We start from the raw sequence: 12,617 nt of genomic DNA on the forward strand, positions 1-12,617 counted from the left end.
CCGAAGTTGGTGATGAAAAGATTGTGGTGGGGCTGGTGCTGTCGAGTTGCGCCCGGGATTTGGTTCTCCCCTCCCGTGGGTGGTGGGTTCTCCCCCCCGAGGTCGGTGGCGGCGGAACGCGACTCAGATCGTCGCGGCGACTTTCCATGCCGAGTGCATCGCACCCTCGATGTAGTCGACGGATCCGGCGTCGCCGACAACGCGGACGTCGACGCCGTCCGCGGCGAGCGCGTCGGCGAGCGGTGCCGACGCCGAGACCCCGGTGGCCACCACGACCAGCGAGGCGGGCACCGTGAGGGTTTCGCCGCCAGCGGTGAACTCGACGGTCTTGCGGGTGATCCGGGTGACCGTCGCCGTGCGGTGGATGTTCACGCCGACCTCGCGGGCGTGCTTGACCGCGGTCCAGCGGCGCGGCATCGCCATCGGCACGCCGAGCTGCTTGCCCTCCTCGATCAGGGTGACGCGGCTGCCGCGTTCGGCGAGGAACTCGGCGAGCTCGAGACCGACCAGCGAGCCGCCGATCACGACGACGTTCCTCGCCATCGGGACGAACCGCAGGAAGCGGCTGCTCAGGTCACGAATCCGGTTTGCGCTCTTGGTGATTCCGGTCAGCCCCGCCACCTTGCCGAGGGTGCGGAAGAGCAGCGACTGGTCGGAGACGTCGCCGGACCCGGTCATCAGCGCGCGCATCGTGTCACCGGTCTGCACGTGCGGCAGGTCGCCGCCGGGCACGTTCGGGCGTGCGCGCACCGCGCCGGTCGCGACGATGACGGCGTCCGGAGCGAGCGCACGCACCGACGCCGCGGTGGCCGCGGTGTTGAGTCGGACCTCGACGCCGAGCCGTGCGGTCTCGCCGGCCAGCCAGTCCAGCAGGCGGCCGTTGTCGGGGGTAGTGAGGCTGGAGAACCACAGGGTGCCGCCGAGCCGGTCCGACTTCTCCAGGACGGTGACCCGGTGGCCGCGCTCGGCGGCGATCCGGGCGGACTCGAGCCCGCCCGGGCCGGAGCCGACGACGACGACGTGCTTGCGGGCCTTGATCGCGGGGAACGGCAGCAGGGTCTCGTTGCCGAGGGTGGGGTTGACCGCGCACAGCGGGGTGTCGTCCCAGAAGTTCTCCTGCACGCACACGTAGCAGTTGATGCAGGGCCGGACCTGCGCGGCGCGGCCCTCCTTCAGCTTGTTCACCAGCCCGGGATCGGCAAGCAGCTGCCTGCCCATCGCCGCGAAGTCGGTGCGGCCCTCGGCGATCAGCCGCTCGCTGACGTCGGGCAGCATCCGGCCGACGGTGATCACCGGAATCGAGACCGCGCGCTTGATGACCGACGCGTTGTCGGTGTAGTAGCCGACCTTGTCCGGCAGCGGGCCGTCGGTGAAGTTCGCGAACGCGTTGAGTGCGGTGCCGGTGACGTGGATGGCGTCCGCACCGGCCCGCTCGAACAGGACGGCGGCGGCGGCCGCCTCGTCGGCGGTCAGCCCGTCGGATTCGCCGTACTCCTGGCCCGCGACGCGCACGATGATCGCCAGGTCGTCGCCGGCGCGCTCCTTGACGGCGCGGATCACCTCGCAGGCGAGCCGGGCGCGGTTCTCCAGCGACCCGCCGTACTCGTCGGTGCGCTGGTTCGAGTAGCGGCTCAGGAATCCGCCGAGCACGTAGTTGTGTGCGCAGTGGATCTCGACGGCATCGACACCCGCCTTGCGGACCCGCTCGGCGGCGTCCGCGAACATCGTCACCAGCCACGCCAGGTCGTCGTGCGTTGCCTCCCGGTACGACGCCTTCTTGCCACCCTGGATCGCGGCCATCTTGCCGAGCTCCTCGGGCGTGCAGTCGACCATCGCGCTCATGTCGCCCGGCGGCTTCGGCTGCGACGGCACCAGCATCGCGCGGCCCTCGAGGGTGTCGATGCGGGCAACCCGACCGTGGTGCGTCATCTGCACGCACAGCTTGCTGCCCGCGTCGTGGACCGCGTCGGCGAGCGCCGTGAGGCCGGGAATGAACCGGTCCTCCGACAGGCCGGGCTCCTTGAGGCTGGTCGACCCGGTCGGGTACGCGACCGCGCAGCACCCGGTGATGATCAGGCCGGTGCCGCCGGCCGCGCGGGCGACGAAGTGGTCGATGTCGCCCTGGTGGATCTCGCCGTCCTCGCACAGGTTCATGTCCATCGCGGGCAGAACCACTCGATTGTCGAGGGTCATCGGCCCGATCGTGCCGGGCGCGAGGAGATGCGGGTATGTCTGGTTGCCGGTCGTCACCAGTCGAAGCTATTGACCATCCGGACCGTTCGTGCTGTCGCTCTCGCTCATCGGGACCGCCCGCGGCCGGCAGCGGCGTCCCGCGGACGGGGGACACTTGGCGCACGGACCGAGAGGGGCGACGCCGTGACCGGGATTCGCACGATCGACACCCATGCACACGTGGACGCCACGGCGGTCCTGCACCTGCTGAAGGCGGACGTGCCGTGGCGGTTCCTGTCGATCCGATTCCACATCGCTCACCTGGGCGGTGACCTGCCGTTCCTGACGCAGCGCATCGAGGACAACTACGAGGACTGGGACGCCTTCCCGGCCTCCCCCCGAACGCGAGGCATCCACCTACCGCCTGGAGCGAATCACTCCCCGTCCAGTTCGAGGAGCGAGACGCCGAGCGTAGTGAGCCGGAAACGCAGCGGTTTCCTCGTCACCGTCTCGATGATTCCGGCCTCGTCCAGGCGCCGAAGCCGCGGGCGGACGAACTGGCTGGATCGACTCACCGCCTCGGCCAGGGTGTTTAACTTGACGGTGCGGTTCGCATCGAAGTAGTGGGCCTGGCCCAGGGTGAACAGGATCTCACCGATGGCGGCGCGATCAATCGGCGGTGTCGCCTCGTGGTCGAGCCCCACGTTCCGCGGAAACTGCTCATCCGCCAGCAGCACGCGGATAAGCGCCTCGAGTGCGTCGATCTTCTGCCTGCGCTCCGCGAGGTCGAGCAACAGCCGATGTTGCGCCTCGGCGATGATCTCCAGCATGTCGATCAGGTAGGGCGTCAGGTCTCCGCGGTTCAACGGATTCTCCGCGTCAGCGAACGCCTTGTAGTACCGATCCTTGTGGTCGGCGACGGTCGCCGACAATGCCAGACTCGCATGCGGAGCCAGCACCTGCCGGAGATCCAGCGCGAGCAGGTAGCGCCCGGTTCGGCCGTTGCCGTCGTAGAACGGGTGTGTGTACTCGAAGATGAAGTGCGCGACGATTGCTCTGATCAGCCGAGGGATCGAGTCGTCGCGTCCCTGGCTCAGCATGAGCGTCAGGGCGTGGTCAATCGCTGATTCGGGCAGCACGCCGGTGCGCACGACCTTGATGCCTGAGGTGATCGACACCGGTCCCTGCCGGAACAGCCTCCCGTCGGGGGCGTCCTCGTCGCGAATCTCGCCGTGAGTTGCCGCGTCGTAGACGGCCCGGATGTCGCCGAGTGTCTGCGGACTCTCGGCCTGGTCGTTGCCGATGTCGAGGTAGAGCTGCACCATCTCCGCGAACCGCTTGTTCGCGAGACGCTGTTCCGACTGCACCACATTGATTGCCTCGCTGATCTCCTTCCTGGTCGAGCGGACCTGTTCGATCTCGTTCGTTGCCTGGACCTCGTCGACGACCATGCGATGCAGGTAGTCGCTGCGCGCGCGGACTGGCAACCCGACCCATTCGGTCTGAATCTTGGGCTCGAAGCTCATGATCCGTTCGATCAGCGCCGCGACTTCGAGTGTCATCAGCGCGAACGTCGAGTGTTCGCCAATCAATAGGTCCCAGTGGACGGCGGCGGGCGACTCGCGTCGCGCTCGTTCCTCAGCATCGGCGCCAGCACGATCTCGTTGGTGAAAGATCGACTTCAACGTCCGGTACGCCATCTGGTCCTTCCAGGTCCCTGCATCATGTAGGGACATGCCCAGGTGGTCATATTCTATCCAGATGATCGTGTAGATAAAATAGAGGCTACGTCTGTAAGTAGATGCGACGCAGACGAGTCGACCCGCCCGGCGATCGGTTCGGTGATCGCCGGGCGGGCCGACTCGAAACTCTGTGGACGCACTGCGGAACGGAATCAGGCTCTCCGACCTGGACACCCAGGTCAGCGGCCCGATTCCGGCGGCAGTTTTTTACACGTCGTAGTAGAGCTGGAACTCGTAGGGGTGCGGCCGCAGGTTGACCGGGGCGATCTCCTGCTCACGCTTGATCGAGATCCAGGTCTCGATCAGGTCGGTGGTGAACACGCCACCCTCGGTGAGGTAGTCGTGGTCCTGCTCGAGGCGGTCGATGACGGCCTCGAGGCTGGTCGGGGCCTGCGGGATGTTGCGGGCCTCCTCCGGGGGGAGCTCGTAGAGGTCCTTGTCGACCGGCGCCATCGGCTCGATCTTGTTCTTGATGCCGTCCAGGCCGGCCATCATCTGCGCGGCGAAGTTCAGGTACGGGTTGCCCGAGGAGTCCGGCGCACGGAACTCGAGGCGCTTGGCCTTCGGGTTGTTTCCGGTGATCGGGATGCGGACCGCGGCGGAGCGGTTGCGCTGGCTGTACACCAGGTTGATCGGCGCCTCGTAGCCCGGAACCAGGCGGTGGTACGAGTTGATCGTCGGGTTGGTGAACGCCAGCAGCGACGGTGCGTGGTGCAGGATGCCGCCGATGTACCAGCGGGCCAGGTCGGACAGGCCCGCGTAGCCGGACTCGTCGTGGAACAGCGGCTTGCCGTCCTTCCACAGCGACTGGTGCACGTGCATGCCGGACCCGTTGTCACCGAAGAGCGGCTTCGGCATGAAGGTGGCGGACTTGCCGTGCTGCCAGCAGGTGTTCTTGACGATGTACTTGAACAGCTGCAGGTCGTCGGCCGCGGCGAGCAGGGTGTTGAACTTGTAGTTGATCTCCTGCTGGCCACCGGTGCCGACCTCGTGGTGCCCGCGCTCGAGCTCGAAGCCCGCGTTGGTCAGGTTGGTGGAGATGTCGTCACGCAGGTCGACGTAGTGGTCGTACGGGGCGACGGGGAAGTAGCCACCCTTCGGGCGGACCTTGTAGCCGAGGTTCGGGGAGCCGTCAGCGTTGCGCTCGTTGCCGGTGTTCCAGGAACCCGACACGGAGTCGAGCTGGTAGAACGCGCCGTTCATGTTCGACTCGTAGGAGACGTTGTCGAAGACGTAGAACTCGGCCTCGGCACCGAAGAAGGCGGTGTCGGCGATGCCGGTGGACTTCAGGTACTCCTCGGCCTTGCGGGCGACGTTGCGGGGGTCACGGCTGTAGGACTCGCGGGTGAACGGGTCGTGGACGAAGAAGTCCATGTTCAGCGTCTTGGCCTTGCGGAACTGGTCGATCCGCGCGGTGCTGACGTCGGGCAGCAGCATCATGTCCGACTCGTGGATGGACTGGAAGCCGCGGACCGAGGAGCCGTCGAACGCGAGACCGTCCTCGAAGACGTCCTTGTTGAACGCCGAGGCGGGGATCGAGAAGTGCTGCTGGACGCCCGGCAGGTCGCTGAACCGGATGTCGACGTACTCGACGTTTTCGTCGGCGATGTACTTGATGACCTCTTCGGCCGTGCTGAACGCCACGCTTGTGCTCCTTCAGTTGGGTCCGCGCCAGTGGTGACCATCGGGCGGGTTCGTCGAGGCGACGGTATGGACTCGGTGTTGCCCAGTAATCAAGTCCATGTTTCGCCAGTGTTACACGTCGCGATATACGACCCACGTCACATCGCCGACGCGCGCCGCCGGTGAGGTGCCGCGATGCGCCTATCCTGGACGGCATGGCGCGTATGACTGGATCTTGGCTCTCCGGCCCGGCGGCCGCACTCCCGATCGACGACGACGGTACCCCGAAGTACCGGGGGGAGCGGATCGGGTTGCCGGAGACCGGCCCGGGGTCTCTCGTCGGGAGCGGTCGCCGCATCGGGGCCCTCATGATCGACTGGCTGATGGCCGCCGGTGTCTCGGCGCTCATCTTCGCCCCGGTCGTATCGCAGATGCTCCGCGGTGAAGTCGTGGACGACCGGCCCACGCTGGTGGCGCTTGCGCTGTGGTTCGTGGTCGGAGTCGTCACGGTGACGCTGTTCTCGTTCACTCCCGGCCAGTTCATCCTGGGGCTGCAGGTCGCGCGGATCGACAAGCCGGTTCCGGTGGGCATCGTGCGGGCCCTCGCTCGGCAGGTGCTGCTCGTGTTCGTGGTGCCCGCGCTGATCACCGATATCGAGGGTCGCGGCATGCACGACCGCGCGACCGGCACCGTGCTGGTCCGCTCCCGGTAGGCGCTTCGCGCTCGTGCGTGTTCTCGGCCGTCAGGCATTCGGTTCACCTGATGCGCAAAACGCTCACGACCGCCTCGCTCGGGATTCTCACCTCGAGTTGTAGGGGTCGTGAGCGTTTTGCGCGGAGTGGTGCCGAGAACACGCACGAAGTTTGTGCCGCGACGTCGAACAAGCGCCTACCGGCGGCGGATGGTGCGCTGCATGCCCTTCATCTTGGCGCCGCCGGGGAGCGGACCCTTTGGCATGGCCGGTCCGCCCTTGGTGCCGAGCGCGGCCAGCCGCGACTCGATCGTGTCCATCCGCTTGGTGTCGATGTTCTTGGGCAGCTTCATCAGGTACTTCTGCAGCTGTGCGAGCGGCACCTGCCCCTCGTCGTTGCCGACCACGATGTCGTAGATCGGGGTGTCGCCGACCAGGCGCGCGGTCTTCTTCTTCTCCTGCGCGAGAAGCGACTTCACCCGCTGCGGCGATCCCTCGGCGACGAAGATGACGCCCGGCCTGCCGATCACGCGGTGCACCGCATCGAGCTGGGTGGTGCCGGCGACGGTGTTGGTCACCCGCCAGCCGCCCTGCAGGTTGTCCAGCGCCCACGCCGCGGCACCCGCCTGGCCGTCCGCCTTGCCGTAGACCGTCCGCTGCACGCGGCGACCGAAGATGAGGAACGCAGCGAGCACACCGAGCAGGATGCCGATCGGCAGCAGGAACCACTGGAGGCTGAACGGCAAACCGATCAGGAAGAACACGACGGCGAGGCCGACGACGGCGCCGATCATCAGCGGCAGCAGCAGCTTGTCTTCCTTGCGCTGCAGCTGGAACGCCTGCCACAGCTGACTGCGCCGTTCCTTCGACGCCGCCTTGCGGGCCGCCTTCGCCGCGGCCTTCGCTTCCTTGCTTGCCTTGCCCGCTTTACCGGTCTTGCTGCCGTTCGCCATACCCCACAGGATACGACCCGGGCGCCCGGTCGATCGCACCCGACCGGAGCGTCCGGCCGAGCACGAGCGGTCGGCGAGTCAGGCGCGGGTGAGGCGGGCGATCAGCGACCCGGCCTCCTGGGCGGCGTCGCCCCCGTCGGCGAGGTGGGCCTGACCCTCGGGGAGCGGGCGGCCGTGGTGGGCCATCGCCTGCGCGTAGAGCCGTCCGGCCCGGTAGGAGGACCGGACCAGGGGTCCCGCCATGACCCCGGCGAAGCCGAGCTCGGTGGCGAACTCGGAGTGCTCGACGAACTCCTCCGGCTTGACCCACCGTTCCACCGGATGATGCCGCGGCGACGGCCGAAGGTACTGGGTGATGGTGATGATGTCGCAGCCCGCGTCGTGCAGGTCGACCATCGCCGCCCGCACCTCCTCCGGGGTCTCACCCATGCCGAGGATCAGGTTCGACTTGGTGACCAGCCCGAAGTCGCGGGCAGCGGTGAGCACCTGGAGGGAACGTTCGTAGCGGAACGCGGGCCGGATCCGCTTGAAGATGCGGGGCACCGTCTCGAGATTGTGGGCGAGCACCTCGGGGCGGGCGTCGAACACCTCGGCCAGCAGGTCCGGATGCGCGTGGAAGTCGGGGATCAGGTTTTCGACGCCGGTGGTCGGGTTCAGCGCGTGAATCTGCCGGACGGTCTCGGCGTACAGCCAGGCGCCCTCGTCGGGCAGGTCGTCGCGGGCCACACCGGTGATGGTGGAGTAGCGCAGGCCCATCGACCGCACCGATTCCGCGACCCGGCGCGGCTCGTCGCGGTCGAGGGCGGCGGGCTTGCCGGTGTCGATCTGGCAGAAGTCGCAGCGGCGGGTGCACTGGTCGCCGCCGATGAGGAAGGTGGCCTCCCGGTCCTCCCAGCACTCGTAGATGTTGGGGCAGCCCGCCTCCTCGCAGACCGTGTGCAGGCCCTCGGACTTCACCAGTGTCTTCAGCTCGGTGTACTCCGGACCCATTTTCGCGCGGGTCTTGATCCAGTTCGGCTTCCGCTCGATCGGGGTCTCGGCATTGCGAACCTCGATGCGGAGCAACTTGCGCCCTTGTGGGGCGGCGGCCGGTGAGTTCTCGGGTGCCACAGTCACGATGGCGATGCTACGCCCGTCACATCGGCGGCCCGCGGTCAGCCGAAGCGGTGCGTGGTGAACGCGGGCTCGGGTGCGGTTGCCGCGTCGAACGTGACCCGCTCGATGTCGTGGTCGGCCACCGGCAGCGTCCCGTCGAACGCGGCGGTGAGGGCCGCGATCACCGCCGGGATCACCTCGGTGACGGTCACCCGCCTGCCCAGTTCCCCGGTCAGCGAGCCGACGCCGGCATCGGGGATCCCGCACGGGATGATGTCGTCGAATCGGTCCAGTGCGGCATCGCAGTTGAGCGCGAACCCGTGCAGCGCGACGCCCCGTTGCACCCGAACCCCGATCGCGGCCACCTTCCGTTCGGGAAGCCACACGCCGCCGCGCAGGCCCGCGGGCAGCCACACCCCGGAGCGGCCCTCCACCCGGCCGCAGGGCAGGCCCAGGCCTGTGCAGACCGAGATGAGCGCCTCCTCGATGCGGCGGACGTAGGCGACCACGTCGACCGGTTCGGCGAGCTTGACGATCGGGTAGCCGACCAGCTGACCCGGACCGTGCCAGGTGATCTTGCCGCCGCGGTCCACGTCGATGACCGGGGTGCCGTCGGTGGGACGATCCTCCGGCTGGGTGCGGCGTCCCGCCGTGTACACCGACGGGTGCTCGAGCAGGAGCAAGGTGTCGCGGCCGCGGTCGTCGGCGCGGGCGTCCGCGAGGGTCCGCTGCAGCTCCCAGGCCTCCAGGTAGTCGACGAGACCGAGTTCACGGACCTCCAGCGGGTCGGCGCTGAACCGGGCGGACGCGGCGCTGCTGCTCATCGTCGACACGTTACGCCGGTGCCCCGGAGACGCCCGGCGACCACCCGCCGTCCCGGACGTTCGCCGGGGTCAGTGCCCGCGCTCGGCGGTCCGGAGGGCGTCGGCGATCGTGTTGTGCAGGAAGGTGAATCCCGTTGCCTCCAGAGCGCGGGGCACGGCCCGCTGGCCGTGCAGCACCGCCTCGTCGGCGAATTCCCCGACCGCGGCCCGCAGGACGACCCCGGGGACCACCCACGGCGTCGGGCGGTGCACCGCATGCCCGAACGCCCCGGTGAAGTCGCGGTTGGTCACCGGGTTCGGTGCGGTGGCGTTGACCGGGCCGGACAGTTCCGGGGTGGTCAGGGCGGCCCGGATGGCACGCACCTCGTCGTCGAGGGAAATCCAGGACAGGAACTGCCGACCGTTGCCGAGTCGGCCGCCGAGACCGGCGCGGAACAGCGGCCGCAGGCGTCCGATCAGGCCACCGGACGGGGCGATCACCGTGCCGCTGCGCAGCAGCACCGTTCGGGTTCCGGCGGCCGCGGCGGATGCGGCGGCGCGTTCCCAGTCCCGGCACAGGCCGGCGAGGAAGCCGGAACCGGCGGGGGAGTCCTCGGTGACGACGAGATCACCGGTGTCCCCGTAGAACCCGACCGCGCTGGCATTGACCAGCACCGGCACCGACCGGTCCGCGACGGCGTGTGCGAGCACGTCGGTGGGGACGATCCTGCTGTCGCGCAGCACCTGCTTGTATGCGCCGGACCAGCGCCGGTCACCGATCCCGGCGCCGCACAGGTTCACCACGGCGTCGGCGCCGTCCAGGGCGCGGGAGTCGACCCGGCCCCGTTCCGGATCCCACCGGAACTCGTCGCGGCCGGCGACCGGACGCCGAACCAGCCTGTCGACCTGATGCCCGTCCGCGCGCAGCGCCGCGGCGAGGGCGGTTCCGATGAGGCCGGACGACCCGGCAATGGTCACGCGCATGGTTCGGGACTCCTCCGATGCCGGGGGTGAAGGGCACCGTCGACCGGTCCACCGGGCCGAAGGTGCCCCTCACCCGGAAACGGGCGGGGGCACCACCGACATCGCGATGGTGCCCCCGCCCGCCAGTGCTGGGTTGACCTACAGGCCGAGGTCGGCGTCGAACGCCGCGTCCTCGAGCCGCTGCTTGATCGTGGTCAGGAACCGACCCGCGTCGGCGCCGTCGACCAGGCGGTGATCGTAGGTGAGCGGCAGGTAGCACATCGACCGGACGCCGATGGACTCGTTTCCGTTGTCGTCGGTCACCACCATCGGACGCTTGACGATCGCGCCGGTGCCGAGCATCGCGGCCTGCGGCGGCACCAGGATCGGGGTGTCGAACAGGGCGCCCTGGCTGCCGATGTTGGTGATCGTGAACGTGCCGCCAGCCAGCTCGTCCGGCTTGAGGCCACCCGAGCGGGCACGCTTGGCGATGTCGGCGATCGCGCGGGCCAGCCCGGCCAGCGACAGGTCACCCGCGTTGTGGATCACCGGGGAGAGCAGGCCCTGCTCGGTGTCCACCGCGATGCCGAGGTGCACGGCCGCGTGGTAGGTGATCTCCTTGGTGCCCTCGTCGTAGCTGGCGTTGACGTTCGGGTGCGCCCCGAGCGCCTCGACGACGGCCTTGGCGAAGAACGGCAGGAAGGTCAGGTTGACGCCCTCGCGGTCGGCGAACCCGGCCTTGGCCTGCGAGCGCAGCGCCGCAACCTTGGTGACGTCGACCTCGAAGGTCTGGGTCAGCTGCGCGGTGGTCTGCAGCGACTCCCGGGTCTTGGTCGCCGTGATCTGACGGATCCGGTTCGCCTTCTGCGTGGTGCCGCGCAGGTGCGCGAGCTCCGGACGGACACCGGCGGGGGTCGCGGCGGCGGCGGGAGCCGCGGTAGCCGGTGCGGCCGGTGCCGCGGCGGGAGCCTTCTTGGTCTCCGCGGCCGCGAGGACGTCCTGCTTGCGGATGCGACCACCGACACCGGTGCCGGTCACGGCCGCCAGGTCGACGCCGTTCTCCGCCGCGAGCTTGCGGACGAGCGGGGTCACGTAGGGCGTCGCGTCGCTGGCCGGGGCGGCGGCAGCGGGAGCGGCCGGAGCCGGTGCGGGCGCCGCAGCCGGTGCGGCAGGCGCCGGTGCGGGGGCCGGTGCGGCAGGCGCGGGGGCCGGTGCGGCAGGCGCGGGGGCGGGTGCGGCGGGGGCCGGAGCCGGGGCGGCAGCGGGGGCGCCGGATCCGATCACGGCCAGCTGCGCACCGACGGCGATGGTGTCGTCCTCCTCCGCGTTGATCTCGAGCAGCGTGCCCGCGACAGGGGAGGGGATCTCCGTGTCGACCTTGTCGGTGGACACCTCGAGCAGCGGCTCGTCGACGGCGACGGCGTCACCGACGGCCTTGAGCCAGCGCGTGACGGTGCCCTCGGTGACGGACTCGCCGAGCTCGGGCATCGTGACCGGGGTCCCGGTGGCGGCGGCGGGAGCGGGTGCTGCTGCGGCGGGGGCGGGTGCTGCTGCGGCGGCGGGTGCTGCGGCGGCGGGCTCGGGCTCCGGCGCTGCGGCGGGAGCGGCCGGGGCGGGGGCCTCGTCGGCGCCACCGATGACACCGAGCTCACCGCCGATCTCGACGGTGTCGTCCTCCTGGGCGACGATCTTGGTCAGGACGCCAGCGGCGGGAGACGGAATCTCGGTGTCGACCTTGTCGGTGGAGACCTCGAGCAGGGGCTCGTCGAGTTCTACCGTGTCTCCCTCCTGCTTGAGCCACCTGGTGACGGTTCCCTCGGTGACGCTCTCACCGAGAGCCGGCATCTGGACGGAGAAGGCCATTTCTTTTGACTCCTCGACAGTTGTGTTCGGGTTGTTGAGTTGGTCGACTTGTGGTCGAAAACATTCTGCAATACGGGTCCGGTTGCGGGACCGATGACGATGGACGACCCCGTCACCCGTGCAACCCCGCGCCGGTGCTTCTTCATCCTTGCATTGATCGTTTCGCGGCGTCCGTCGAGGGGCAGGTCACACTGCCCTCATCAACCTCACAGCAAGTGGTGGCACACTGCAATGTTCGGGTTCGGGCACGACGGCGGGGTGAGGGCGATGGGGTTGAGGAAACTGTTCGGCCGCGGAGGCCGGCGCGCCGAGCGCGTCACGGACACGGACGCCCGTTATCTCGCGGAGTGGGCGCGCACCCATATCGGGGTCGAGGCCTTCGTCGAGCCGCGGACCACCGTCACCCCTCTGACGGTGATGCTGGTCGCGGCCGACGGGCAATGGACGCGGCGCGCGGTCGGCGGGGAGCGCGGTGCCCGCAGGCTCGGCGAGGACCTGCACATCCCCGTGTACGACGTCCGCAAGACCGGCTACCCGCAGCGGATGCGCGACCACGAGGCTAGACAGAAGATCCTGCGTAACCGCGCCCGCGAGGCCTGACGGCACCGTGGGGGGGGTTGTTTTCCCCCTTCGGGGGGAACGCCCACAATCGTGGCGCCGCCCTGAAAAAACCCCCCCCCCCCCCCCCCCCCCCACCCCCCCCCCCCCGTT

The 12,617-nt window shown here is 69.1% G+C and carries 10 protein-coding genes; 2 read left to right on the forward strand and 8 right to left on the reverse strand.

The window, feature by feature from the left end:
• Window positions 1–123: 123 nt before the first annotated feature.
• The 3 genes from ACFWQG_RS14885 to glnA all read right to left on the reverse strand — a co-directional run bounded on the left by ACFWQG_RS14885 (window position 124) and on the right by glnA (window position 5,558).
• Window positions 124–2,250 (reverse strand): FAD-dependent oxidoreductase, encoded by a 2,127-nt coding sequence (locus ACFWQG_RS14885; protein WP_378508392.1) that lies wholly within the window; start codon window positions 2,248–2,250, stop codon window positions 124–126.
• 356 nt (window positions 2,251–2,606) lie between these two features.
• Window positions 2,607–3,872 (reverse strand): Fic family protein, encoded by a 1,266-nt coding sequence (locus ACFWQG_RS14890; protein ID WP_378508393.1) that lies wholly within the window; start codon window positions 3,870–3,872, stop codon window positions 2,607–2,609.
• 249 nt (window positions 3,873–4,121) lie between these two features.
• The gene (gene glnA, locus ACFWQG_RS14895; protein ID WP_378508394.1) at window positions 4,122–5,558 is read right to left on the reverse strand and encodes a type I glutamate--ammonia ligase; all 1,437 of its coding nucleotides are present in this window, start codon (window positions 5,556–5,558) and stop codon (window positions 4,122–4,124) included.
• 194 nt (window positions 5,559–5,752) lie between these two features.
• Here glnA and ACFWQG_RS14900 point away from each other — a divergent pair, with 194 nt between their 5' ends.
• The gene (locus ACFWQG_RS14900) at window positions 5,753–6,250 is read left to right on the forward strand and encodes an RDD family protein (protein ID WP_378508395.1); all 498 of its coding nucleotides are present in this window, start codon (window positions 5,753–5,755) and stop codon (window positions 6,248–6,250) included.
• Window positions 6,251–6,426: 176 nt separating this feature from the next.
• Here ACFWQG_RS14900 and ACFWQG_RS14905 read toward each other — a convergent pair whose 3' ends face one another.
• From ACFWQG_RS14905 to sucB, 5 genes are all read right to left on the reverse strand, one after another.
• Window positions 6,427–7,182 (reverse strand): DUF4191 domain-containing protein, encoded by a 756-nt coding sequence (locus ACFWQG_RS14905; RefSeq protein ID WP_378508396.1) that lies wholly within the window; start codon window positions 7,180–7,182, stop codon window positions 6,427–6,429.
• Between the two features lie 78 nt (window positions 7,183–7,260).
• Complete coding sequence (lipA, locus tag ACFWQG_RS14910) at window positions 7,261–8,292, reverse strand: lipoyl synthase (protein ID WP_378508435.1); 1,032 nt, start codon at window positions 8,290–8,292, stop codon at window positions 7,261–7,263.
• Between the two features lie 44 nt (window positions 8,293–8,336).
• On the reverse strand, window positions 8,337–9,101 hold the full coding sequence (gene lipB / locus ACFWQG_RS14915; RefSeq protein ID WP_378508397.1) for a lipoyl(octanoyl) transferase LipB: 765 nt from the start codon (window positions 9,099–9,101) through the stop codon (window positions 8,337–8,339).
• 69 nt (window positions 9,102–9,170) lie between these two features.
• Entirely contained in the window at window positions 9,171–10,064 is an 894-nt protein-coding gene (locus ACFWQG_RS14920; protein WP_378508398.1) for a TIGR01777 family oxidoreductase, read from the reverse strand.
• 138 nt (window positions 10,065–10,202) lie between these two features.
• Window positions 10,203–11,906, reverse strand: a complete 1,704-nt coding sequence (gene sucB, locus ACFWQG_RS14925) for a 2-oxoglutarate dehydrogenase, E2 component, dihydrolipoamide succinyltransferase (RefSeq protein WP_378508399.1) — start codon at window positions 11,904–11,906, stop codon at window positions 10,203–10,205.
• Window positions 11,907–12,173: 267 nt separating this feature from the next.
• Between sucB and ACFWQG_RS14930 the strand changes: the two genes are divergently transcribed.
• The gene (locus ACFWQG_RS14930) at window positions 12,174–12,506 is read left to right on the forward strand and encodes an oxidoreductase (RefSeq protein WP_378508400.1); all 333 of its coding nucleotides are present in this window, start codon (window positions 12,174–12,176) and stop codon (window positions 12,504–12,506) included.
• The last annotated feature ends 111 nt before the right edge of the window (window positions 12,507–12,617 follow it).

The organism is Rhodococcus sp. NPDC058532, from assembly GCF_042719255.1.
In the GTDB taxonomy this organism is placed as follows: domain Bacteria; phylum Actinomycetota; class Actinomycetes; order Mycobacteriales; family Mycobacteriaceae; genus Rhodococcus_G.